Source organism: Streptosporangium nondiastaticum, assembly GCF_003011965.1.
GTDB classification, from domain to species: Bacteria; Actinomycetota; Actinomycetes; order Streptomycetales; family Streptomycetaceae; genus Streptomyces; species Streptomyces nondiastaticus.
Genome location: NZ_PXWG01000006.1, coordinates 65,460 through 88,203, shown reverse-complemented (window position 1 = coordinate 88,203; position 22,744 = coordinate 65,460). Strand labels below are relative to the sequence as shown.

The window sequence follows — 22,744 nt, the reverse complement described above, 5'->3', positions numbered from 1 at the left end:
GAGCCTCTCGGAATCTTTTCCGCCGCCGCGGCGCTCAGCCGCGACGGAGGAGACCGGCGGTGCCGGGCCGGCCGCAGGTCCGGCTAAGCCCGCCGACCCGCAGGGTCAGTCGCGGGTGCACACCCAGTGGGCGATCCGTTCCAGCAGCTCAGCCCGCGCAGCGGACTCCGCATGGCCGAAGCCCCGTTCGATCCACAGTTCCGTGGACCGCGGATCGCCCGCGCCCGCGAGGGCGTACGGGTGGTCGAGCGGGAAGTACGCGTCCCGGTCGCCGTGCACGATCAGCAGCGGCCGGGGCGCGATCAGCGGGACGGCCTCGACGGGGGAGAGCGGGACGGGGTCCCAGTCCTCCGCCTGGACCCGCGTCCCCAGCCCGTAGCGCGCGATCAGCCGCCCCGCGGGGCGTGAGATCGCCCAGTGCAGACGCCGCATGGGTGCGGTACCGCGGTAGTACCAGCGTGCGGGCGCACTGACGGCCACGACCGTGTCGGAATGTGCGTCCGTGCGCCCTCCGTGCTCCCCGTGCCCGGCAGCCCCCTCGCGGCCGTAGAGCGCGGCGTGCCGCAGGGCCACCGAGCCGCCCATCGAAAAGCCGACGGTGGCCACGCGCTCGTGTCCGAGGGAGCGTGCCCAGCGCACGGCCGCGGCCAGGTCCAGGACCTCGCGGTCGCCGACGGAGGAGCGGCCGCCGGAGCCTCCGTGGCCCCGGAAGGAGAACGTGATCACGGCCGCACGCTGGGCGAACACCCGCGCCGCCCGGCGCAGGCCGGGCCGGTCGAGGGCGCCGGTGAAGCCGTGCGCGAGCACCACCGCGGGGGTGTCCGGCGGGGGGATCCGCGAGCCCGCGCGGGGTTCGTAGGCCGCTTCCACCCGGACTCCGTCGGCTGTCAAGAGCGCGATGCGATGACCACTCGAAGTGATCGACGGAACACAAGGTCGTGCAAAATCGTCCGGACCTCGGAAAGTCATGTGGGTTATTCTGCTGGGCAGAGAGGATCCGGGCAGAGTAGCCCCCGGGTCCTTTTGTGCATTCATGAGCTGAACACGTGCTGAACTCGTGCCCTCGACAGGCGCAAGGGACACACGCAACCGTACGAAGCAGTGCCGCACTCTCCCCCAGAGCAAGGCCTGGGTGGTACCCCTTCGCAGGGACCGAGGAGGAACCGACGTCATGGGCGAGCGAAGCGCGCGGGTCCGCGAGGACCGTACGACCAGTGAGGCGGGTGGCAGCCGATGAGTTCCCTGCTGCTCCTGACCAATGCCCTCCAGCCCTCCACGGAGGTCCTGCCGGCGCTCGGCCTCCTCCTCCACAGCGTGCGGGTGGCTCCCGCCGAGGGCCCGGCCCTGGTGGACACCCCCGGGGCCGACGTCATACTGATCGACGGCCGCCGCGACCTTCCGCACGTGCGCAGCCTCTGCCAGCTGCTGCGCTCCACGGGCCCGGGCTGCCCGCTGATCCTCGTCGTCACCGAGGGCGGCCTCGCGGCCGTCACCGCCGACTGGGGCGTGGACGACGTCCTCCTCGACACCGCGGGCCCCGCCGAGGTCGAGGCGCGGCTGCGGCTGGCGATGGGCCGCCAGCAGATCTCGACGGACGACAGCCCGATGGAGATCCGCACGGGCGACCTCTCCGTGGACGAGGCCACGTACAGCGCGAAGCTCAAGGGCCGGGTGCTGGACCTCACGTTCAAGGAGTTCGAGCTGCTGAAGTACCTCGCCCAGCATCCGGGGCGGGTCTTCACCCGGGCCCAGCTGCTGCAGGAGGTCTGGGGCTACGACTACTTCGGCGGTACGCGCACGGTGGACGTGCACGTGCGGCGGCTGCGGGCGAAGCTCGGGCCCGAGCACGAGTCCCTCATCGGCACCGTCCGTAATGTCGGCTATCGGTTCGTGGTGCCGGAGAAGATCGACAACCCCGGGGAGGGCAAGCCCAAGGACTCCGCCAAGGCGCAGCGGGCGAAGGAGCCGGAGGCCGCGGAGAGCGGGGCCGCTCGCCCGGCCGAGCGGTGAGTGGACCCGCGTAGACTGCCGCGCGTGGCCAAGGTGACGCGGGACGATGTGGCGAGACTGGCGGGGACGTCGACCGCGGTGGTCAGCTACGTCATCAACAACGGGCCGAGGCCGGTGGCCCCGGCCACGCGGGAGCGCGTGCTGGCCGCGATCAAGGAGCTGGGGTACCGGCCGGACCGGGTCGCCCAGGCGATGGCGTCCCGCCGCACGGACCTCATAGGCCTGATCGTCCCGGACGCCCGCCAGCCGTTCTTCGCCGAGATGGCGCACGCCGTCGAACAGGCCGCGGCCGAGCGCGGGAAGATGGTGCTCGTCGGGAACTCCGACTACCTGGACGAGCGCGAAGTGCACTACCTGCGCGCGTTCCTCGGCATGCGGGTCTCCGGCCTCATCCTCATCAGCCAGGGCCCCAGCGAGCACGCGGCCGCCGAGATCGACGCCTGGGACGCCCGGGTGGTCCTCATGCACCGCCGGCCCGACGCGATCGACGACGTCGCCGTCGTCACCGACGACATCGGCGGCGCCCAGCTCGCCACCCGCCACCTGCTGGAGCACGGCCACCCCTACGTCGCCTGCCTCGGCGGCACCGAGCGCACCCCGACCATCGGCGACCCCGTCACCGACCACGTCGAGGGCTGGCGCCGGGCCATGCGCGAGGCGGGGAAGTCCATCGAGGGCCGCCTCTTCCCGGCCCCGTACAACCGCTACGAGGCCTACAAGGTCGCCCTGGAGCTGCTCTCCGGCCCCGACCGCCCCCCGGCCCTGCTCTGCGCCACGGACGACCAGGCCATCGGCGTGCTGCGCGCGGCGCGCGAGCTGCGCATCGACGTGCCGGGCGAGCTGGCGGTCGCCGGCTTCGACGACGTCAAGGAAGCCGCCCTGACCGACCCGCCGCTGACCACGGTCGCCTCCGACCGGCAGGCCATGGCCCGTTCGGCCGTGGACCTCGTCCTGGACGACTCGCTCCGGGTGACGGGCACGCGCCGCGAGCGGCTCAAGCAGTTCCCGTCGGCGCTGGTGGTGCGGCGGTCCTGCGGCTGCGGCGGCGACTGACGCCTCACCTCGTGTGGAGGACTTCGCGGGCCTGGTCGGCGGCGCGGGCGAGGCTCTCTGAGACGAAGTCGAGGAAGCGGGCGATGTTCTCCAGGCGGGCGGCGGCCGGGGTGCCGTGGCCGAGGACGGTCACGCCCTGCCGCGCGGTCTCGGCGACGTGGAGGGTGCCGCGGACGCTGGCCATCATGGACTGGTACCAGACGTCGTCGTCGACGATGTAGCGCTCGCGGCGGCGTTCGTCGCGCTCCCGGCGGACGAGGCCCTGGCTCTCCAGGAACGCGACCGCCTTGGAGATGGACGCCGGGCTGACCCGGAGGCGCTGGACGAGCTCGGACGCGGTGAGGCTGCCCGCGTCGCTGGTGCAGAGGCAGGCCAGCACCCGGGCCATCATCTTGGGCGTGCCCGACTGCATGAGGACGGTGGTGAACGTCTCCTCGTACTCGCGCACCGCCTCGGGGTCGCGTCCGTGGGGCTGCGGGAGCGCCTGCGGCTCCCGGGGCGCGGCCTGCCTGCTCCGCTGGGCGCGGCGTTCGGTGGCGCGGTGGGCCAGGTCGGCGCGGTACGCGGTGGGGCCGCCGTTGCGCATGACCTCGCGCGTGACCGTCGAGGTCGGGCGGTCGAGGCGGCGGGCGATCTCGGCGTAGGCGAGGCCGTCGGCCAGCCCCAGCGCGATCTGCTGGCGTTCCTGCTGGGTGAGCCTGCCTCCCGGCATTGCGGTCTCCTTCGTCGTGCGGTGCGCGGCCGTTCCCGCCCCCGTGGCGCCAGGATAGCGTTCACCCTCAGTTCATTGCAACGCTCAGAGTGGCGTTTGTTGCGTTACCTTTCAATCTGTTGCAACGATTTCCCGGCTTTGACCTGCAGATATGGGAATTCTCTGCAACGAGTTCATTGCCGAACCTGCGAACGCAACGTAGCGTTTCTGTCATCGGAAACGACGCGCACAACGACACGCACAAGGAGTGCACGATGCAGAAGTTCGCCGCCACCGCCCCCGTCTCCGCCGTCCTGGACATCCCCGCCGGGCGCGTCCAGCTCATCGCCGCCGACCGCTCCGACGCCACCGTCGAGGTCCTGCCGGCCGACCCCTCCAAGGGTCGCGACGTCCAGGCCGCCGAGCGGACCACCGTCTCCTACGCCGACGGCGTCCTGCGGATCGGGACCCCGGCCGCGAAGAACCAGTACTTCGGCCCCTCCGGAGCCGTCGAGGTCACGGTCCAGCTGCCCGCCGGTTCCCGCGTCGAGGCCAGGACCGCCGCCTCCGAGCTCCGCGGCGTCGGCCGCCTCGGCGACGTCACCTTCGAGGGCGCCTACCGCCGGATCAAGATCGACGAGGTCGGGAGCCTCCGCCTCACCGCGACCGACGGCGACGTCGAGGTCGGCCGGCTCAACGGCCCGGCGGAGATCAGCACCGCGAGGGGCGACATCCGGATCGCCGAGGCCGTGCGCGGCACGGTGGTGCTCTGCACCCAGTCCGGCGACATCTCCGTCACCGCCGCGCCCGGCGTCGCGGCCGTCCTGGACGCCGGCACCTCCTACGGCCGCATCAGCAACGCCCTCAAGAACGACGGCACCGCCGAGCTCGACATCCGCGCCACCACGTCCCACGGCGACATCACCGCCCGCAGCCTGTAGCTCCCGTGAACCCCGTACCGGCCGTTCACGCCCGGTCGCCCGGTGCCGGCCAAGTCCAACCGCGACCCGGAGCAGCCGGCGTGACGGCCCGTGAACCCGCCGCCGGGACCCTGGCTCTCCGTCAGCTCTCCGTCCGGTACATCAGGTCCGTCTCGTGGATCTGGAAGCCCAGCCCCTCGTACACCGCCACCGCCGCCGCGTTGTCGGCGTCCACGTACAGCATCGCGGTCGGCAGGCCCTGGGCCGCCAGGTGGCGGAGGCCGAGCGTGGTGAGGGACTTGCCGAGGCCGCCGCCCTGCGCGCCGGGGGCGACGCCCAGGACGTAGACCTCGCCGAGGCCCTCCTCGGCGTGGACCTTCGTCCAGTGGAAGCCGATGACGCGGCCGTCCTTCTCGGCGAGGAAGAAGCCCTTGGGGTCGAACCAGTCGGCGGCCTTGCGGTCGTCGAGGTCCCGCTGGACGAGCGAGCCCTGTTCGGGGTGGTGGGCGAAGGCCGCCGCGTTCACGGCGAGCCACTCGGCGTCGTCCTCGCCGGGCCGGAAGGTCCGTACGGTCACGCCCGGCGGGAGCACCGGCTCGGGCAGGACGAGGTCGTGCAGGGGGCGGCGCATCTGGCGGAGCTCGCGGAAGAGGCTCATGCCCAGCACCTGCGCGAGGTGCCGCGCCGCCGGGTGCCCGCCGTGCGCCCACACCCGCAGCCGCTTGCCCGACTCGTGGAGCAGCGCGGAGCCGAGCGCCCGCCCGTGCCCGCGGCCCCGGTGCGAGGGGTGCACGACGAGCTCGCCCGCCGGCGCCTCGACGGGGTCGCTGTCCTCCAGCTGGCCGTAGCCCACGAGCAGTCCGTCGTTCGTCCGCAGCAGCACGTGCCGGACGCCGGCCCGGCGCCCCTTCAACTGCAGCCGGCCCTGCTCGGAGACGGCCGGCTGCCCGTCGGTCTCCGCCGCCTCGGCGATCAGCTGCAGCACGTCCTGCGCCGGCCCGGGCGCGAGTTCGTCCAGGACCTCGATCGACCGCTGCCCGTTCGCGTTGTTCGTGACGTCGCTCATGGACCCGAGCCTACGACGCGGGTGACGCCGAATCGTCACAGCCAACCCTGCTGACGGTCTACGCGGGTTGATCTAGGCTGCGGCCGACCACTCCACCCATCTCTCGCACGCAAACGTGCACAAAGGGGAACACATGCACGCGACGCCGCCGCGCAAGCGCCTGGCGAGACGGCTGACCGCGTCCGCCGCCGCCCTCGTCGCCACCGCCGGTGTCCTGGCCACCGCCGCCCCCGCCGGGGCCGCGGCCGCGTCCTCCGGGCGCGGGCACGGCCACGGCCGCACCGTGGACGTCCAGTTGCTGTCCTTCAACGACCTCCACGGCAACCTGGAGCCCCCGCAGGGCTCCTCCGGCACGGTGACGGAGACGCAGGCCGACGGGACGACGAAGGTCATACCGGCCGGCGGCGTGGAGTACCTGGCCTCCTCCCTGCGCACGGCGCGCAAGGGCCACGAGTACTCGATCACCGCGGCGGCCGGCGACATGATCGGTGCGAGCCCGCTGATGACCGGCCTCTTCCACGACGAGCCGACCATCGAGGCGCTCAACAAGCTGAAGCTCGACGTCACCTCCGTGGGCAACCACGAGTTCGACGAGGGCCGCGCCGAGCTGACGCGCATGCAGCGCGGCGGCTGCCACCCGAAGGAGGGCTGCTTCGAGAAGGGCAAGAAGTTCCGGGGCGCCGACTTCCCCTACCTCGCCGCGAACGTCACCGACGAGAAGACCGGCAAGCCCATCCTCAAGCCCTACACGGTCTGGGAGCACAAGGGCGTCAAGGTCGGCTTCATCGGCGTGACGACGAAGGACACGCCGAACGTCGTGACGGCGGAGGGCGTCAAGGGCCTGAAGTTCGCCGACGAGGTCGAGACGATCAACAAGTACGCCAAGGAGCTCGACCGCCAAGGCGTGAAGTCCATCGTCGCGCTGATCCACGAGGGCGGCATGCCGGCCTCCGGCGCGTACAACTACGACTGCGACACCCCGGGTGCGGGCGCGGGCATCTCCGGCGCCATCGTCGACATCGCCAAGAAGGTGACCCCGAAGGTCGACGCCCTCGTCACCGGCCACACCCACCAGGCCTACGCCTGCACGATCCCCGACCCGTCGGGCGCCCCGCGCACGGTCACCTCGGCGGCCTCCTTCGGCCGGCTGTACACGGACACGACCCTGACGTACGACCGCCGGACCAAGGACATCGTCCGGACGACCGTCAAGAGCCCGCGCACCGGCAACCACGTCGTCGACCGCACGCAGCCGAAGGCCGCGGACATGACCGCGCTCATCGACCGCTGGAAGAAGCTCGCCGCGCCCATCGCCGACAAGCCCGTCGGCTACATCACCGCCGACATCAACGGCCGCGGCTCCGAGGCGTACGAGAAGCCGCTCGGCGACGTCATCACCGACGCCCAGCTGGAGGCCCTCGCCCCGGCCGACAAGGGCGGCGCCCAGATCGCGTTCATGAACCCCGGCGGCATCCGCTCCGACCTGGCCTTCAAGGCGTCGGGCAACGAGGGCGACGGCGTCGTGACGTACGGCGAGGCGTTCACCGTCCAGCCCTTCACCAACATGATGCAGACGAAGGACCTGACCGGCGCGCAGCTCCTCGCGGTGCTGCAGCAGCAGGTCAGCGGCCCGAACACGGACCAGCCGAAGATCCTGCAGATCAGCAAGGGCCTCACGTACACCCTGGACCTGACGAAGAAGGGCGCCGACCGCGTCGTGGCCTCGTCGGTCAAGCTCAACGGCACCGCCATCGACCCGGCGAAGACCTACCGCGTCGCGGGCAACGAGTTCCTGATGGGCGGCGGCGACGGCTTCCCCGCCTTCAAGGAGGGCACGAACAAGCGCGTCGGCGCGTCCGACCTGGACGTCTTCAACGCCTACCTGGCGGCCCACTCCTCGAAGGCCGCCCCGCTGGCCCCGCCGGCGGCGGACCGCATCACGGTCGTGAAGTAACCCGCGGGAACCGGCCCGGCAGGGTGGAGGACGGCCCCGGAGCGCGCCGGGGCCGTCCGCTCCGTCAGGAGGCCACGGCCCTTATGGCCGACGCCACGGCCCTTGTGACTACTGACGCCACGGCCCTTACGACTGCTGCCGGATGATGTCCTCCAGGGACCCCTCGGGGACCTCACCGGCCGGCGTCAGCTTGTCCACCGCCTGCGGCAGCGCCTGCGCGAGCGCGTCCGCCGCCTCCTCCGGGGTCACGCCCGCCTGCTGCGCCACGTGATCGAGCGCCTGGTACGGCAGGGCCTGCGCGACCTCCGGCCCGCTGACCTCCTGGTTCGCCCCTTTGCCGACCCACGAGTCGGTCTTCTCCCCGAGGCCGCCCTCCTTGAGGGTGTCCAGCAGCGCGCCGAGCGGATTGCTGCCCGCGCCGTGCGTGCCGGCGCCGCCGAGCGAGGTGAGCAGCGCGCCCAGCAGGCTGCCGCCCTTGCCGCCCTCCCCGCCGCCGAGCAGCCCGCCCAGCAGGCTCCCCAGGTCATTGCCCATCGCCGCCGCCTCCTCGATCACTCGGTACGAGACCCTTACCCCCGGATGCCCGGCCCGGAGCACGATTCACCCGTTCACCCGCCCCCGGGTCACTTGCCCTCCAGCCCGCGGACGATGCCCAGGATCAGGTCCCGGGACGGCGCCTCGCCGAGGGCCACGGACTCCATGCGGTCGAGGACCATGCGGTAGCGGTCCAACTGGGCGGCGGCGTCCACCAGTTCCGAGCCGTGCTCGCGGTCGACGTGCACCGTGTCCAGCTGCGGCACCGGGCCGACCGCGAACAGCGTCGACTGCCCGGAGCCGGGGAACGCGCCCGCGTCGAAGGGGATCACCAGCACCCTGATGTGCTCCCGCTCGCTCATGCCGAGGATGTGCCGCAGCTGCGCCCGCGCGACCGGGGGCCCGCCGAAGCGCATCCGCAGCGCGGCCTCGTGGACGATGGCCGTGTACGGGGTGGGCCGCTCGCGGTAGAGGACGGCCTGCCGTTTGATGCGGTGCGAGACGCGGTGCTCGATCTCCGGCGGACTCAGCGGCGGCACCACCTGGCGGAAGATCTCGCGGCAGTGCTCGGCCGTCTGCAGCAGCCCGGGCAGGTGGGCGACGTACGAGGCGCGCAGGGCCACGGCGTGGTGCTCCAGTTCGGCGAGGTCCAGCAGCCCGGCCGGGAGGATCTCGCGGTACTCCTCCCACCAGCCGCGCTTGCGCTCGCCGGCCATGTCGATGAGGGCGGTGACGAGGGCCTCGTCGGAGCAGGAGTAGTTGCGCGCGAGGGCGCGCAGGCGCTCGGCGCTCACTCCGTAGCGGCTCGCCTCGATGTTGCTGATCTGGGCCTGGTTGGTGCCGAGCAGCCGTCCGGCCTCGGTCGACGTGAGCCCCGCGCGCTCGCGCAGCTTGCGCAGCTCGGCACCGAGCCGGAGCTGACGCGCCGTCGGACTGTTCCTCACCGGCATCCGCCCCGCCTCTCCCGCGCGTCACCCACACGGGTGCTTACTGAAGTAGTTCTGCCGACGCCGCTAAATACCTTTGGCCGGACGGCGTACGGTGGTGAGCCGCGCCACTCACCTGCTCGCCCCGCCTCGCTCGTCAGAGGAGCCAGCATGGCCACGGTATCGCCGCAGACCCCTTGGTCGTACGCGCTCGACCTGCCCGACGACCCGCGGTCCGCCACCGTCGCGCAATCCGCCGTCCACGCCGTCCTGGAGGCGTACGCCCTGGAGGAACTGGCCGAGGAAACCGCGGGGTTGGTAGCTGAGCTGCTCGCCCCGGGCCGGGCGGGCTACCGGGCCTCCGGAGCGCCCGCGTCGCTGCGGCTCACGCATGTGCCGCCGCTCGGGGTGAGGATCACGGTGTCGTACGGCCGGGGGCGGGAGGTCACCACGGTCGCGTGGTCGTCCCGGTTTCGCGGAGCGCATGACATGCCGACCACGCTAGATGGCCGGCTTGCCCCCGCAGGGGCGAAGGATCCGGGAACTGCCGGAAAAGGTGGTGACCGCACCGGTATTGACGGTCAAGGCCGCTCAATGGGTGCGTAATCGCGTGTTCATCGGGACTTCATGGAACGTGCCCGCAAAAGTGAAGGCTCAAAAATCAATCTACCTTGCAAAAACATGACAGAGGGCCAGGTCACACCCTGATCCATTGAACAGACCGCACGGTATGTGTTTGTGTGGGCAACGGCTGCCGTGCCGCGGAGGGGAGCACGGCGGCCTCGCCGACCCGAGGAAACCGTACGGTCATGCAGTCCGCCATGAATGCCGCCATGAAGTCCGCCCTGGCATCCCGGGCGCTCGGCAGCGCCGCGTACTACGTGATCTCGCCGTTCCTCGCCATCTGGCTGCACGGCACGCTCGGGATCCCCGTCGGGATCGCGGCGGCCGCGGTCGGCGTCCACCTGCTGAGCATGCGGGCCGGCGCGGTCTACATGCAGTTCGTCGTCGTGCGCTTCCGGCTCCGGGTCGTCCTCGTGGGCGGATACCTGGTGGCGGGCGCGGTCATGCTCGTGCCCGCCGCGCTGCGCCTCGACGACGCCGCGTCCTGGCTCGTGGTCCTGGCCGTGAACGGCACCGCCGTCTCCTGCGCCAACGTCGGCACCAAGGCGCTCATCGCCAACGGGTGCGACGAGACCACGCGCCTCGCGGCGTTCGGCCGGCTGAACGCGGCGATCAACGGCGGTGCGGCCCTCGGACCCGTGGTCGGAGGCTGGCTGATGTCCGCCACCGGCCGCGCGTTCCCGCTGATCCCCGCCGGGGTGTTCGCCGTGGCGGCCGTGCTCGCCGCCCGCGCGCCGGGCGACGTGACGGCGGCCCCGCCGGAGAAGGGCGCGGCACGCTTCGGACTGCCCAGCAGGCAGGTGCTGCTGTGGTCGTGCGTGACGGCGACGCTGTGGCTCGCGTACGCGCAGTTCGCCAACGTGCTGCCGATGTACGTCGGGACGTCCGTCTCGCCGCGCGTCATCAGCATGCTGTTCCTCGTCAACGCGATCCTGATCGTGCTGTTCCAGGGCGTCGTCGCCCGGCGCATGCAGAGCCTCGCCGGACGCCGCGGCGACCGGGCCGTCATCGCACTCGGCATGGTGCTGCTGGCGGCCGGGCTCGTGCTGTTCGTGCCCGGGCGGGGACCGGCCTGGCCCGTCGTCTTCGTGGGCGCGGCCGTGTTCACGTTCTCCGAGCTCGTCTGGTCGCCCGCGGCGGACAGCATCATGGCCCGCAAGGCCGAGGGGAACAGCTTCGCCGCGTTCGGCTTCGCCGGGCTGGTGTGGGGCGTCGCCGAGTCCGCGGGCGGGGCCGTCGGCACGGCCGTGGCGGGCGGCTCGGACAGCGCGTGGACCGGCGGGGCGCCGTTCCTCGTGGCGGCGGCGCTCACGTTGCTGACGGCGGTGGCGGTTGCCGTGGCCCCGGGCCGCCGCACCCCCCTTCCCCAGGGCCGGACCGGCATCACCGTCCGGCCCCGCCCCACCGATGAAACCGATCGAGCCGATCGTGCCGATCACACCGACCCCGTCAAGAAATGAGACCGGCACCATGGCCGATCGAGCAGACCACATCGTCATCGTCGAAGCCCTCACCAGCGGCACCGGCCTGCGCCTCGTCGAGGCGGCGGTCCGCCGCGCCGCCCGCGTCACCTTCGTCACCCGCGACAAGGGCCGCTACGCGAACGACCCGCTCCGCCACCTCCTGGACTCGGGCCCGGTCGAGGTCCACGTCCGCGAGACGCGCTCCACGGAGGAGCTGACCGAGCTCTTCCAGGAGCTGTGGGACGGCGGCGAGTTCACGCTGATCGCCCCCAACGAGCAGTACCTGCTGCCCGCCGCCACCGCGGCCGAGAAGCTCGGCATACCGTTCCTGCCCACGGCCTCCGTGCTGCTGACCCAGGACAAGCACGCCTTCCGGCAGGCCTGCGCGGCCGAGTCCGTCCCGGCGCCGCGCAGCACCGCCGCCCCGGACGTCGAGCGCGCCCTCGCCGCGGCCGAGGCCACCGGCTACCCCGTCGTCCTCAAGCCCTCCATCGGCACCGGCAGCTACGGCGTCGTCTCGGCCGCGGACGCCGACGAGCTGCGCTGGCACTTCCCCGAGGTGCGCGACGAGTCCGACGGGCAGGGCGGCGTGCCGCTCGTCGAGGAGTTCCTCGTCGGCCCGGTGGTCAGCGCCGAGGTGCTCTACTCCGGCGGCGTCCCGCACGTCCTCGGCATCAGCGACCGCATCATGAGCGAGCTGCCGTACTTCATGGAGCTCGCCATCCGCTTCCCCGTCGACCTCTCCCCGGAGGCCCACGAGCGGATCGAGCGGATCTGCGCCGACCTGGCCCGCCTCATGTCCTACGAGAACGGCCCCGCGCACATCGAGTTCGCGCTCACCGCGGACGGCCCCAAGGTCGTCGAGTTCAACCCGCGCTTCGCGGGCCGCAACGTCTCCACGATGGTGTCCGCCGCGCTCGACTGGAACGTCTTCGACGGCGTCATCGCCTCCTACCTCGGCGAGCCCGTCAACGCCCCCGCGCCCGTCGGCGCCGCCGCCGAACAGGCCCTCTACGCCAAGCGCGGCGGCCGCTTCGAGGACGTCGCGGGCCGCGAACTGGCCGACCGGGTGCCCGGCCTCCGCGACATCCGCATCACCGCGCGCGCCGGCGACGTCCTGCCGGACGCCAAGGACCAGCGGAGCGAGTACGGAACGCTCTGGTGCACCGGCGCCACTGCCGACGAGGCGGGCATCCGCGCGGCGTCGGCGGCGGGGTACCTGCGGCCGGTCTTCGGCGACTAGCGCCTTGCCGGCGGTTCCGGGGTGCCCGCCGGTTCAGGCGGTCCCGGACACCGCCGGACCCTCGCCGTCGCGGTGCAGCGCCGCGACGGCGGGAGGAAGTCACCCTCGTGGCCTCATGCTCCCGTCGCATTCCTGACGGGTCGTTCTGCCGGCGCCCACCCCCGCGCCGTCACTCACAGTAACCGCCATCTCGCACGACGAAATGAGTACGTACGTGAGCACCTCCCAGCGCCCCCTCGTCGACCTCTACAGCGACACCATCACGCTCCCGACCGCCGCCATGCGCACCTTCATGGCCGAGGCCCCGGTCGGTGACGAGCAGAAGGGGGAGGACCCCAGCGTCAACGAACTCACCGCCATGGCCGCCGAGCTGCTCGGCAAGGAAGCCGCCGTCTTCCTGCCCTCCGGCACCATGTGCAACGAGATCGCGCTGGCCGTCCACTCCCGGCCCGGCGACGAGATCCTCGCCGACGCGACCGCGCACATCATCAACTACGAGGTCGGCGGCCCGGCCGCCCTGAGCGGCATCAACGTCCGTGCGCTGGAGGGTGATCGCGGCGTGTTCACGGCCGAGCAGTTCCGCGCGGCGATCCGCACGCCCAGCCGCTACGCGCCCGCGACGACCGGTGTCGTCATCGAGCAGACCTCCAACGCGGGCGGTGGCACGGTCTGGCCGCTGGAGCGCATCGAGGAGATCACGGCCATAGCCCGCGAGCGGGGCATGTGGGCCCACATGGACGGAGCGAGGCTGCTCAACGCCTCTGTCGCCAGCGGCGTCGACGCTCGCACCTACGCGTCGCACTTCGACTCGGTCTTCATCGACCTGAGCAAGGGCCTCGGCGCGCCGGTCGGCGGACTCCTCGCCGGCACGCAGGAGTTCATCGACAGCGCGTGGCGGCTCAAGCAGCGCTGGGGCGGCGCCATGCGCCAGGCGGGCGTCATCGCCTCGGCGGGCGTCTACGCGCTCCGCCACCACGTGGACCGGCTGGCCGACGACCACGCCAACGCCCGCCTCCTCGCGACGGAGCTCGCGAAGATCGAGGGCCTGGAGGTGCACCCGGAGCACGTGGAGACGAACATCGTCCTCTTCGACGTGTCCGCCACGGGCCTGACGGCGGCGGAGTTCGGGGCGCGCACGATCGAGGAGCACGGCGTACGGGTGTCGGTCTTCGGCCCGACGACGGTCCGCGTCGTCACTCACCTGGACGTGACCGCGGAGCAGATCCCCACGGCCGTGAAGGCGATAGCGGAGGTCACGGCGAGCGCGCTCGCGGCCTAGCGACGACAGAGTCCTACAGCGCCGGCGGAGTCCTACAGCGCAGGCGGAGCCGTCGGCGCGCCCGGGAGGCGGACGGACGCGATCGTTCCGCCTCCCTGCGCCGGCCGTAGCGCCACCTCGCCACCCGCCTGCCGCACCGTACGGGCGACGATCGACAGCCCCAGCCCGCTGCCGGGCATGCTGCGGGCGGACGGGGACCGCCAGAAGCGGTCGAAGACATGCGGAAGCTCCTCCGGCGCGATGCCGGGCCCGTGATCGCGAACGGTGAGCTCGCCGGTGGACGACAGAGCCACCTCCACGGTGCCGCCGGGCGGACTGAACTTCACGGCGTTGTCGAGCAGGTTGACCAGGGCACGTTCGAGCGCGGCCGGCTCGGCCCGCACGTACCAGCTCTCCAGCCGCACCTGGAACGACAGCCCCGCCCCCCGCAGCCGGGCCCGCTCGACGGCCCGTTCGGCGGCCTCGTGCAGGGCGATGACCTGTACGGGCTCGGTGCCGGGCCCCGCGTCGGGCCGGGAGAGCTCCTGCAGGTCGCCGATGAGGGCGGCCAGCTCGGCCATCTGGGCCCGGACGCTGGCGAGGAGCTCCTTGCGGTCCTCGGGCGGGATGGCGCGCCCGGTCTCCTCGCTGCGCACCAGCAGGTCGATGTTGGTGCGCAGTGAGGTGAGCGGGGTCCGCAGCTCGTGCCCGGCGTCGGCGATGAGCTGCTGCTGCCGGTCGCGGGAGGAGGCCAGGGCCGCCGTCATGGCGTTGAAGGAGCGCGACAGGCGGGCGATCTCGTCCTCGCCCTCGACGGGGATGCGGACCGCGAGGTCCTCCGTGCGGGCGATGTGCTCGACGGCGCCGGTGAGCCGGTCGACGGGCCGGAGCCCGGCGCGGGCGATCCCCGCGCCGGCGGTGGCGGCGAGGAGGACGCCGACGCCGGCGGTGACGGCGAGGACGGCGGCGAGGGCGTTGAGGGGCCGGTCGATCTCGCCGAGGGGCTGGGCGATGGAGACGGCGGTGCCGCGCAGGGGCCCGGGCGAGGTGGCGACCCGCATTTCCGTGCCGTCCTGGGCCACCGCGTCGTGCAGGGCCTGCGCCTGCTGCCGCTGGGCGACCAGCAGGTCGTCGGGCTCGACCTTGATGGGCGACTTGCCGATCGTGGAGCAGACGAACCCGTCGCCGGTGATGATCTGCACGGTGTAGGGCCGGAAGAGGGTGGAGGGCCCGGTGGGCACGGACCCGCAGTTGCTCAGGAGCGCCTTCACGGTGGCGTCGTCGGCGCGGACGCTCGTCAGGGTGGTGTCCCGCTGGTGTTCGAGCTCCTGCCGGGTGACGAGCCAGCAGGCGACGGCCGCGACGGCGACGGCGACGGCGACGGCGGCGGCGGTCAGCAGGGCCAGGCGGGAGCGGAGCGGGAGCCGCTGGAATCCGGCGATCATTCGGTGCCGTCCGCGCGCAGGACGTAGCCCACGCCGCGCACGGTGTGGACGAGGCGCGGCTCGCCGCCGGCCTCGGTCTTGCGGCGCAGGTACATGACGTACACGTCGAGGGAGTTGGAGGACGGCTCGAACTCGAAGCCCCAGACGGCCTTGAGGATCTGTTCGCGGGTGAGGACCTGCCGGGGGTGGGCGAGGAACAGCTCCAGGAGCGTGAACTCCGTACGGGTCAGCTCGACGGCCCGGTCGCCGCGCGTGACCTCGCGCGTGTCGAGGTTCATGCGCAGGTCGGCGAAGGAGAGGGTGGCGGAGGCGGCGGGCGCGGCCGTGGCGTAGGCGCTGCGGCGCAGCAGGGCGCGGATGCGGGCGAGCAGCTCGTCGAGCTCGAAGGGCTTGACGAGGTAGTCGTCGGCACCGGCGTCGAGGCCGGTGACGCGGTCGCCGACGGTGTCGCGGGCGGTCAGCATGAGGATGGGCACGGTGACGCCGGAGGCGCGCAGGCGGCGGGCGGCGGTGAGGCCGTCCATGCGGGGCATGAGGACGTCCAGCACGATCAGCTCCGGGTCGTACGAGGCGACCTTCGTGACCGCGTCGAGCCCGTCGACGGCCAGCTCGGTGGCGTACCCCTCGAAGGCGAGGCTGCGGCGCAGGGCCTCGCGGACGGCGGGCTCGTCGTCCACGATCAGGATGCGGGCGGGCTGGTCGCCGTGCTCGGCGGGGCTCATCGGCGGTACCTCACGGGTGCGGTCTTGCTGCGGTCAGGGCGCTTCTCGGCCTTCAGCGTCGCACGGCCGCGCGCTCAGCCGTCGCCGCCACCCGCCCGCAGCTTGGCCAGGTCGGCCTTGACGGTGTCGACGGGGATCGCGAAGCCGAGGCCGACGCTGCCCGCGGAGTCGCCGGTGCCGCCGCCGGAACCGGGTGCGTACATGGCCGAGTTGATGCCGATGATCTCGCCGTTCATGTTGATCAGGGCGCCGCCGGAGTTGCCGGGGTTGAGGGAGGCGTCCGTCTGGATGGCCTTGTAGGTGGTGCGGGAGGAGCCGGTGTCGCCGTTGTACTGGTTGCCGCCGAACTCGAAGGGCCACTGGGGGACGCCGCGCTCGCGCTGCTGCCCGCCGCGCCCCTCTTCCTTGGAGACGGTCACGTCGCGGTTGAGGGCGGAGACGATGCCACTGGTGACGGTGCCGGTGAGGCCTTCGGGGGAGCCGATCGCGACGACCTCGTCGCCGACCTTGACGCTGCCGGAGCTCCCCAGGGAGGCCGCCTTCAGGCCGCTCGCGCCCTGCACCTTGATCAGGGCGAGGTCCTTGCCGGGGTCGGTGCCGACGACCTTGGCGGTCTTCTTGCTGCCGTCGCTGAAGGCGACCTGCACGGTGTCGGCGCCCGCGACGACGTGGTTGTTGGTGATGATCTCGCCGTCGCCGGTGATGACGACGCCGGAGCCGGTGGACTGCCCGCTGGTGGTCGAGGCCTTGATCTCCACGATGCTCGGGCTGACGGCCTTCGCGACGGCGGCGACGCCGCCCGCGCTCTTGGAGGACGCGTTCTGGACGGGCGTGGAGTGGCTGGTGCTGCCGCCCCGGTCGGTGAGCTCGCCCACGAGGGCGGCCGATCCGCCGCCGACGAGCGCGGCGACGATCGCCACGGCGGCGAGCAGCGTTCCGGCGCTGCGGGCGCGGGGGGCGCCGCGACGCCCGGGCTCCGGGGCCCCCGGCTGCGGCTCGGAGAACCCGGCGTACCGGCTCCCGCCACCGTCACCACCCCCGGCCCCGTCCCCGGGCCAGACGGTCACACCACTGGCCGTGGTGACCGGCTGCTGCGGCGGGTACGCGGGAGGCTGCGGGTACGCGTAGGGCTGCTGCGGCTGGGGCTCCTGGGCGCCGTAAGGGCGGCGAGTGTCGTCCGTCATGCCGACGACTCTGCGGCCCGTACATGAGAACTGTCTGAGGGAGCACTGAAAAGGGGCCGAGAAGTCTGTTCGGTCGGTATAAGGACCGCGGGCGGCGCGGGCGGCCGGGGCCGCCCGCGGCAAGCAGGGAAAGCTATTCGTACCAGGTCAGCGGGACCACCGGATTGATCGGCCGCGCCGCGGGCCGCGGGGAGTGGTTCCCCCGGACCTTTGCGCTCAGCTGCTCCGCTTCCGTCGCGGGCCGTACGACCTCCGGGGCGGCTTCCCACTCGCACCCGCCGAGCGGCGGACGAAGCTGGAGCCGCGGGCCCTCGTGGCCCATCACCTGGCCGACTTTGCCCCAGCGGGTGTCCACCACGAACGTGCCCGTCCGGGGCGTTTGATCGGCGGAGTGATCAGAGGTGGTCATCGGCGCACCTCGCAGCCGTGGGGCCGGGTGAAGAGGTCGTGCATTGCTGGTGCTCCTTGTCGGTATCGGCCATGCCCGCGAAGCGATTGCGCGGTCCCGAGCACTTGCACCGTAGAGGCGCTATAACGGTGCGTGGGCACGCGGATTGCGTGCGTTGCGGACCTGATTCGCGAGGGCCGGATGGATACGAGGGGCATCGGTCGGCGCATCGCCTACTGGCGTGGTCGCAGAAACCTGACGCAGACCGACTTCGGCGCGCTCATGGGCCAGTCACGCCGCTGGGTGCAAGATCTCGAAGGCGGTCAGCGGCAGCAGGACCCGAGGCTGTCGGTGGTGGAGCGCGCGGCCCAAGTGCTGCGAGTCCCGCTGGAGCTCTTGTTGTCCGATGAGGCCGTCGGTGGTGGCGCGTGCGCCGACGCGGAGGAGATCGAGGCGATCAGAGAGGTTCTCCAACGCCACGATGTCATCACCGGCACCTGCGCGGACGACGGGCGGGAGCCGTTGCCTGTTGAGGTGCTGCGCCGGAACCTGGCCTACGGCCGCGCGGCGTTTCAATCGGGGCACTTCGCGAGTCTGGGGCGTCTGGTTCCGGAGCTTCTGGCCGACGCGAACCTCGCAGCTGCTCGGTATGAAGGCAGTGAGCAACTCGCCGCCTACGGCGTGCTGTCACTGTCGCTGGAGCTGGCCGAGGCCGTAGCCGTAAAGTACGGCGACGGAGCCCTGGCGTGGCTGGCCGGACATCAGGCGGTCGCAGCGGCCGAACGGTCAGGTGCGCCGGTCCTCATGGCCTCGGCGGCACGGCACCTCGCAGATGCAATGACCCACCACGGGCAAGCACGAGCGGCCGCCGCGTTCGCGGTGGCCGCGGCCGGCCGGTTGGAGGCAGAACTCCTCGTCCGGGGACCGGATGGGCTGAGTGTGCTCGGCATGCTGTACCTCAAAGCGGCGATGGCGCTCGCCGCGGCCGGTGAATCCGCCGACCGCGACTCCGCATCGGCAGCTGTGGCTGTTCCCTCGTTGCTCGACCAGGCAGATGAACTTGCCGCGCAGCTCGGCAACGACGGCAACGCCGTCTGGACCGCTTTCGGGCCGACCAACGTCCGCCTCTACCGGGTCGCCGCGCACGTCCGTCTGTCCCAGGGGGCCGAAGCGGTGGCCGTTGCGCACGGCATCCCCGGTCCGGCTCGGGCAGCTCTTCCGCGTGAGCGCCGTGCCCACCATCTCGCCGACCTCGCCCGCGGCTACACTCAGGCCGGCCGTCGGGAAGAGGCGGTGAACACGCTTCTGGAGGCGGAGCAGGAGGCGCCCGAGGAGGTCCGCTGCCGACCGCTCTCCCATGCGCTCGTCGAGGATCTGCGGCTCCTCGGCGCCGGTGCGGCCGAGGGGCGCTTGCGAGCGCTGGCCGGACGTTGTGGACTGCCGGAATGACGAATCGGACGCTCTATCTGATCGCTTGTGCCGCCCCGCCCGCCCGGCGTCTCGACGTCGCCATCCGGGCCGCCCAGGCCGCCGGCTGGGATGTCTGCCTGATCCTCACTCCCTCTGCCCACCGGTGGATCACGGAAGACGCCCACGGGGAATTCGAACGGCTCTGTGAGCTGACCGGCCACCCCATCCGCCACCAGTACAAGTTGCCTTCGCAAGAGGATGTCCTGCCTGCGCCCGACGCGTTGCTCGTCGCTCCGCTGACCGCCAACACCTTCAACAAGTGGGCAGCCGGAATCAGCGACACCCTGGCTTTGGGCCTCATCACCGAGGGGATTGGGCTCGGCCTCCCCATCGTTGCGCTTCCGCACTGGAACGATGCCCAAGGGCGGCACCCTGCCGTCGCTCGTAACGTCGAGACACTGCGGGCGGCCGGTGTCACCGTGCTTCTCGGCGACGGCGGCTTCGTCCCCCACAAGCCGAAGCAGGGAAACCTCGATGCCTACCCGTGGCAGGCTGCCATCGATGCACTTCCGGCCTAGCTGCCCGGCAGGGGCGTCAGCAGCGCGCAGCGTAAGGGATGGGCGAAGCAGGACGCCCCGACCAGCAGTGTGATTCACCCGGTGGGGGCGGTAGTTGGCCGCAGTGGCGTGTCCGTATGCGTTTGCGGGCTACGGTGCGCGCATCGGGTTGCTTCGTACGGAAGCGAGGCGGCTCCCGATGGTGCTGACAGCACCAACACGGGCTCGTGCCCGCAGAGAGATCTGGACCGTTTCTAGAGATGCTCAAGCATGGCATCTGGGGCGGTGTCAGTACCTCACCGTTTATGAGGGAGGTGTGGCCGCGTGAAGCTCAGGTACCAGTTCAGGCTGTACCCGGGCACCCCGCAGAGGATCGAGCTGGCGAAGGCGTTCGGGTGCGCCCGCGTCGTCTGGAATGACGCACTGCGTATCCGTCAGGACGCCTACGCGCAGGGCAAGCCCCTACCCTCAGTCGTAGCGCTGGCCAAGCGGGTCATCACCGAGGCGAAGAAGACTAAGGAACGGGCCTGGCTCGGCGAAGTGTCGGCGGTCATACTCCAGTCTTCCCTTCGGGATCTCCAGACCGCGTACAGCAACTTCTTCGCTTCGAAGAAGGGAACCCGTAAGGGGCCGAAGATCGGTCCGCCGCGCTTCAAGCGGAAGACCAGCCGCCAGGCCGTGCGGTTTACCAAAGCAGCTCGCTTCTCCGTCACCGAGGGCGGCAGGCTCCGGCTCCCGAAGATCGGCGACGTTGAGGTCCGCTGGTCCCGAGAACTGCCCTCCGCCCCGTCGACGGTTACGGTCATCAAGGATGCCGCAGGAAGATACTTCGCCTCGTTCGTCGTAGAGGCCGAAGATAAGCCGCTGCCCGAGCTGGACCGGGAGGGGACCGATACCGGGATCGACCTTGGTCTCTCCTCCTACGCTGTGCTGCGCGGACGGAAGGTCGCATCCCCGAAGTTCTTCCGGCGTCAGGAGAAGAAGCTCAAGCGCGCTCAGCGCAAGCTCAGCCGATGCCAGGAAGGCTCCAACAACCGGCGCAAAGCCAAGCTCGCCGTAGCCAAGATCCATGCTCGCATTGCTGACCAGCGACGTGACTTCATCGAGCAGGAAACCACCAAGATTACGCGTGAGAGCCAAGCCGTGTATCTGGAGGACCTGGCGGTGAGGGGTATGGCCAAGAGTTTCGGCAAGTCCTTGCACGATCAGTCGTGGGGCAGGTTCGCCCGCACCCTCGAAGCCAAGTGCGCGAGGTACGGGCGCACATTCGTCAAGGTCGGCAGGTGGTTCCCCTCCACCCAGTTGTGCTCTGCGTGCGGGGCGCTCACCGGCCCGAAGGGAAAGGCCGGACTGCGGATACGCGCCTGGACGTGTGAATGCGGCACCATCCACGACCGAGACCAGAACGCCGAGTACAACCTCCGCCTTGAAGGGCGGCGCATCGTGGCCGAGGGGCGTCCGGACACGTAAAACGCCTGTGGAGCCCACGTAAGACCTGGCAAACCGGGCGGTGGGTGATGAAGCAGGAACCACCTACGATCGCCGCCAAACAATGGCGGTCCGGTGGGACCTCACGTTCACGTGGGGGAGCGTCAACCCTCCTGCGTCCTTCTTCACGCGCAGGTATTGAACGAGATCCTCCGCCGTCCCCGGCTGTCCTCCGACGTTGTCTGATGCCTGGCCTGGCAGTTGTCGCTGCCCGACGGCACGGACGAGCCGCTGCCGTAAGGGACGGCGGGTTGCCGACGGGCGGTTTACCGGCCGCCGGTGAGCCGACCGGTCGGGCCGTCGGCCGTTCCCCAGAAGACAACAACGGTGAGAACAACTGCCACCCTCCCTCCCCGGCGGCGGAGGAGACGGCCGAGGGGGCGGCCGAGGAGCGAGGAGCCCGCGCGCTGGCCGCGGTGGTCCGGAACGAGCGGCGGCTGAGATTGTCGGCGCCGGACGTGGCCCGGCTGGCGCCGCTGGCGGGGGAGTGGTTGCGGCGGGGCGTGCCGATGACGGAGTTCCGGGAGGCGCTGACCGCCCATCTCCCGCAGGTGGTGCACCACCCGGCGGGCCTGGTCCGGGACCGGTTGCTCCGTAAGATGCCGCAGGCCCCGACGTTCGCCGAGCAGCGTGCCTCGATGCCTCAGGGCGCCGGGGCGGCGCCGTCCCGGGTGGCCGGGATGCGGGAGTGCGCAGGCGATCACGTCCAGCCGAGGCTGTTCCGGCCCGAGGCGGACGAGATCTTGTGCCGGGAGTGCTGCCGCGCCTCGGCCGACACGGGGGACCCCGCGGTCGCGGCGGCGCTCCGGGGCGCGGGCGCCGTGCGGGCGGCTCTGCGCGGGGGTGGTGCTCCGGCAGTGAGGGGGTGAACGTGAGTGAGCGGCCGAGCGGCCCCCACGGCCCGTTGATCCCGATGCCGGAGCTGACGCCCGACGCCCTGTGGGCCGCGGTCTCCGAGATCGCCCCCAGCCGCGTCCCCGCCCTGACGCGGCACTTGTTCGAGGCCGCCACCGACGCCCAGAAGACCGGCAGCCTTGCCCCGCTGCGGGCCTTCGCCCACTCCTGGGCCATCTTCGTTGCCGTCGAGCGTCACCCCGAGCGCGCTGCCAGGCTCCGCGAACTGGAGCGGATCGTGGATGCGGGAGAAGCTGACCCCGCCGCTGTGCTTGCCGAGATCCAATCCATCCGTGAGACGGCCGAGACGGAGGCCGGGCTGTGAACGACGGGAGCGTGCGTACGGGGACTCCGGCCTCCCCGTACGCCGCGCAGGGCTCCGTTTGACAGGTCACCGCCCCGTCCCGCACCCTTTCACTAGTCAAGTAGTGAAAGGGGCCCGCGTGGTCGAGTTCCGCATCGACCGGCGCAGCGGGGTCGCCACGTACCTGCAGATCGTCCAGCAGGTCAAACAGGCCCTCCGGCTGGGGCTGCTCGCGCCCGGGGACAAGCTGCCCACGGCCAAGGAGGTCGTCGCGGCCACGGCGATCAACCCCAACACCGTCCTGAAGGCCTACCGCGAGCTCGACCGCGAGGGGCTCGTCGAGGCGCGGCCGGGGCTCGGGACGTTCGTGCGGCGGTCGCTGGCCCGGCCGCAGGCCGCCGCCGGGTCGCCGCTGCGGGCCGAGCTCGCGGACTGGATGCACCGCGCCCGCGAGGCCGGCCTCGACCGGGAGGACGTGGCCGCGCTGCTCGCCTCCGTCCTGGAGGAGGGGTTCGGCGGGCCCGCGGAAGCGACGTAGCGCGCGGCGGCGTACGGACGGACGACCGGCGTGGCGACCGCAGCGTAGGCAGAACGTGCGGCGTAGGCAGAA

23 protein-coding genes are annotated in these 22,744 nt (G+C 71.7%); 14 read left to right on the top strand and 9 right to left on the bottom strand.

Annotation, left to right across the window (positions count from 1 at the left end; genetic code table 11):
- Positions 1-105 precede the first annotated feature (105 nt).
- Entirely contained in the window at positions 106-891 is a 786-nt protein-coding gene (locus B7P34_RS05030; RefSeq protein WP_223267510.1) for an alpha/beta hydrolase family protein, read from the bottom strand.
- 342 nt (positions 892-1,233) lie between these two features.
- On the opposite strand from B7P34_RS05030, the gene B7P34_RS05025 reads away from it, so the two are divergent.
- Entirely contained in the window at positions 1,234-2,010 is a 777-nt protein-coding gene (locus tag B7P34_RS05025) for a response regulator transcription factor (RefSeq protein ID WP_106674559.1), read from the top strand.
- Positions 2,011-2,034: 24 nt separating this feature from the next.
- Positions 2,035-3,063 carry a LacI family DNA-binding transcriptional regulator gene (locus B7P34_RS05020; protein ID WP_106674558.1) on the top strand — a complete coding sequence of 343 codons (1,029 nt, stop codon included), beginning with the start codon at positions 2,035-2,037 and terminating at the stop codon, positions 3,061-3,063.
- A 4-nt stretch (positions 3,064-3,067) separates the two neighbouring features.
- Here the strand turns inward: B7P34_RS05020 and B7P34_RS05015 are convergent, their stop codons facing one another.
- Positions 3,068-3,775 carry a GbsR/MarR family transcriptional regulator gene (locus B7P34_RS05015; RefSeq protein ID WP_106674557.1) on the bottom strand — a complete coding sequence of 236 codons (708 nt, stop codon included), beginning with the start codon at positions 3,773-3,775 and terminating at the stop codon, positions 3,068-3,070.
- Positions 3,776-4,029: 254 nt separating this feature from the next.
- Between B7P34_RS05015 and B7P34_RS05010 the strand changes: the two genes are divergently transcribed.
- Positions 4,030-4,695 (top strand): DUF4097 family beta strand repeat-containing protein, encoded by a 666-nt coding sequence (locus B7P34_RS05010; protein WP_106674556.1) that lies wholly within the window; start codon positions 4,030-4,032, stop codon positions 4,693-4,695.
- Positions 4,696-4,816: 121 nt separating this feature from the next.
- Here the strand turns inward: B7P34_RS05010 and mshD are convergent, their stop codons facing one another.
- On the bottom strand, positions 4,817-5,740 hold the full coding sequence (gene mshD, locus B7P34_RS05005; RefSeq protein WP_106674555.1) for a mycothiol synthase: 924 nt from the start codon (positions 5,738-5,740) through the stop codon (positions 4,817-4,819).
- A 133-nt stretch (positions 5,741-5,873) separates the two neighbouring features.
- On the opposite strand from mshD, the gene B7P34_RS05000 reads away from it, so the two are divergent.
- Positions 5,874-7,694 (top strand): bifunctional metallophosphatase/5'-nucleotidase, encoded by a 1,821-nt coding sequence (locus B7P34_RS05000; protein ID WP_106674554.1) that lies wholly within the window; start codon positions 5,874-5,876, stop codon positions 7,692-7,694.
- A gap of 126 nt (positions 7,695-7,820) precedes the next feature.
- Here B7P34_RS05000 and B7P34_RS04995 read toward each other — a convergent pair whose 3' ends face one another.
- Positions 7,821-8,228, bottom strand: coding sequence for a YidB family protein (locus B7P34_RS04995; RefSeq protein WP_106674553.1), 408 nt, complete (start codon positions 8,226-8,228; stop codon positions 7,821-7,823).
- A gap of 89 nt (positions 8,229-8,317) precedes the next feature.
- Positions 8,318-9,172: a helix-turn-helix domain-containing protein gene (locus B7P34_RS04990; RefSeq protein WP_223267509.1), complete on the bottom strand. Its 855-nt coding sequence runs from the start codon at positions 9,170-9,172 to the stop codon at positions 8,318-8,320.
- 153 nt (positions 9,173-9,325) lie between these two features.
- On the opposite strand from B7P34_RS04990, the gene B7P34_RS04985 reads away from it, so the two are divergent.
- The 4 genes from B7P34_RS04985 (at position 9,326) to B7P34_RS04970 (ending at position 13,763) form a co-directional block, all read left to right on the top strand.
- Positions 9,326-9,760 carry a hypothetical protein gene (locus tag B7P34_RS04985; RefSeq protein WP_106674551.1) on the top strand — a complete coding sequence of 145 codons (435 nt, stop codon included), beginning with the start codon at positions 9,326-9,328 and terminating at the stop codon, positions 9,758-9,760.
- A gap of 203 nt (positions 9,761-9,963) precedes the next feature.
- Complete coding sequence (locus B7P34_RS04980) at positions 9,964-11,238, top strand: MFS transporter (protein WP_106674550.1); 1,275 nt, start codon at positions 9,964-9,966, stop codon at positions 11,236-11,238.
- A 10-nt stretch (positions 11,239-11,248) separates the two neighbouring features.
- Complete coding sequence (locus tag B7P34_RS04975; protein WP_189382469.1) at positions 11,249-12,484, top strand: ATP-grasp domain-containing protein; 1,236 nt, start codon at positions 11,249-11,251, stop codon at positions 12,482-12,484.
- A 214-nt stretch (positions 12,485-12,698) separates the two neighbouring features.
- Complete coding sequence (locus B7P34_RS04970; protein ID WP_223267508.1) at positions 12,699-13,763, top strand: threonine aldolase family protein; 1,065 nt, start codon at positions 12,699-12,701, stop codon at positions 13,761-13,763.
- Positions 13,764-13,795: 32 nt separating this feature from the next.
- Here B7P34_RS04970 and B7P34_RS04965 read toward each other — a convergent pair whose 3' ends face one another.
- The 4 genes from B7P34_RS04965 to B7P34_RS04950 form a co-directional block, all read right to left on the bottom strand.
- A complete protein-coding gene (locus tag B7P34_RS04965) occupies positions 13,796-15,187 on the bottom strand; it encodes a sensor histidine kinase (RefSeq protein WP_106674547.1) in 1,392 nt (463 codons plus the stop codon).
- The gene (locus tag B7P34_RS04960) at positions 15,184-15,909 is read right to left on the bottom strand and encodes a response regulator transcription factor (protein WP_106674546.1); all 726 of its coding nucleotides are present in this window, start codon (positions 15,907-15,909) and stop codon (positions 15,184-15,186) included. Before B7P34_RS04960 ends, B7P34_RS04965 begins: the two co-directional genes overlap by 4 nt.
- A 74-nt stretch (positions 15,910-15,983) precedes the next feature.
- Positions 15,984-17,093, bottom strand: coding sequence for a S1C family serine protease (locus B7P34_RS04955; protein WP_106674545.1), 1,110 nt, complete (start codon positions 17,091-17,093; stop codon positions 15,984-15,986).
- Positions 17,094-17,226: 133 nt separating this feature from the next.
- Positions 17,227-17,502, bottom strand: a complete 276-nt coding sequence (locus B7P34_RS04950; protein WP_223267507.1) for a hypothetical protein — start codon at positions 17,500-17,502, stop codon at positions 17,227-17,229.
- 132 nt (positions 17,503-17,634) lie between these two features.
- On the opposite strand from B7P34_RS04950, the gene B7P34_RS04945 reads away from it, so the two are divergent.
- The 6 genes from B7P34_RS04945 (at position 17,635) to B7P34_RS04915 (ending at position 22,672) form a co-directional block, all read left to right on the top strand.
- Entirely contained in the window at positions 17,635-18,930 is a 1,296-nt protein-coding gene (locus B7P34_RS04945) for a helix-turn-helix domain-containing protein (protein WP_223267506.1), read from the top strand.
- A complete protein-coding gene (locus tag B7P34_RS04940; RefSeq protein WP_106674544.1) occupies positions 18,927-19,469 on the top strand; it encodes a flavoprotein in 543 nt (180 codons plus the stop codon). Before B7P34_RS04945 ends, B7P34_RS04940 begins: the two co-directional genes overlap by 4 nt.
- A gap of 303 nt (positions 19,470-19,772) precedes the next feature.
- Positions 19,773-20,918 carry an RNA-guided endonuclease InsQ/TnpB family protein gene (locus tag B7P34_RS04935; RefSeq protein ID WP_106674543.1) on the top strand — a complete coding sequence of 382 codons (1,146 nt, stop codon included), beginning with the start codon at positions 19,773-19,775 and terminating at the stop codon, positions 20,916-20,918.
- 269 nt (positions 20,919-21,187) lie between these two features.
- Entirely contained in the window at positions 21,188-21,805 is a 618-nt protein-coding gene (locus B7P34_RS37245) for a hypothetical protein (RefSeq protein WP_189382467.1), read from the top strand.
- Positions 21,806-21,807: 2 nt separating this feature from the next.
- A complete protein-coding gene (locus tag B7P34_RS04920; protein ID WP_106674540.1) occupies positions 21,808-22,155 on the top strand; it encodes a hypothetical protein in 348 nt (115 codons plus the stop codon).
- A gap of 118 nt (positions 22,156-22,273) precedes the next feature.
- Entirely contained in the window at positions 22,274-22,672 is a 399-nt protein-coding gene (locus B7P34_RS04915) for a GntR family transcriptional regulator (RefSeq protein WP_106674539.1), read from the top strand.
- Positions 22,673-22,744 lie beyond the last annotated feature (72 nt).

What these genes read in the sequence shown, in the direction of transcription:
- B7P34_RS05025 (WP_106674559.1), top strand. Translation starts at nt 1,234, where the DNA reads ATGAGTTCCCTGCTGCTCCTGACCAATGCCCTCCAGCCCTCCACGGAG.
- B7P34_RS05015 (WP_106674557.1), bottom strand. Translation starts at nt 3,775, where the DNA reads ATGCCGGGAGGCAGGCTCACCCAGCAGGAACGCCAGCAGATCGCGCTG.
- B7P34_RS05010 (WP_106674556.1), top strand. Translation starts at nt 4,030, where the DNA reads ATGCAGAAGTTCGCCGCCACCGCCCCCGTCTCCGCCGTCCTGGACATC.
- mshD (WP_106674555.1), bottom strand. Translation starts at nt 5,740, where the DNA reads ATGAGCGACGTCACGAACAACGCGAACGGGCAGCGGTCGATCGAGGTC.
- B7P34_RS05000 (WP_106674554.1), top strand. Translation starts at nt 5,874, where the DNA reads ATGCACGCGACGCCGCCGCGCAAGCGCCTGGCGAGACGGCTGACCGCG.
- B7P34_RS04995 (WP_106674553.1), bottom strand. Translation starts at nt 8,228, where the DNA reads ATGGGCAATGACCTGGGGAGCCTGCTGGGCGGGCTGCTCGGCGGCGGG.
- B7P34_RS04985 (WP_106674551.1), top strand. Translation starts at nt 9,326, where the DNA reads ATGGCCACGGTATCGCCGCAGACCCCTTGGTCGTACGCGCTCGACCTG.
- B7P34_RS04980 (WP_106674550.1), top strand. Translation starts at nt 9,964, where the DNA reads ATGCAGTCCGCCATGAATGCCGCCATGAAGTCCGCCCTGGCATCCCGG.
- B7P34_RS04975 (WP_189382469.1), top strand. Translation starts at nt 11,249, where the DNA reads ATGGCCGATCGAGCAGACCACATCGTCATCGTCGAAGCCCTCACCAGC.
- B7P34_RS04965 (WP_106674547.1), bottom strand. Translation starts at nt 15,187, where the DNA reads ATGATCGCCGGATTCCAGCGGCTCCCGCTCCGCTCCCGCCTGGCCCTG.
- B7P34_RS04960 (WP_106674546.1), bottom strand. Translation starts at nt 15,909, where the DNA reads ATGAGCCCCGCCGAGCACGGCGACCAGCCCGCCCGCATCCTGATCGTG.
- B7P34_RS04955 (WP_106674545.1), bottom strand. Translation starts at nt 17,093, where the DNA reads ATGACGGACGACACTCGCCGCCCTTACGGCGCCCAGGAGCCCCAGCCG.
- B7P34_RS04950 (WP_223267507.1), bottom strand. Translation starts at nt 17,502, where the DNA reads ATGACCACCTCTGATCACTCCGCCGATCAAACGCCCCGGACGGGCACG.
- B7P34_RS04940 (WP_106674544.1), top strand. Translation starts at nt 18,927, where the DNA reads ATGACGAATCGGACGCTCTATCTGATCGCTTGTGCCGCCCCGCCCGCC.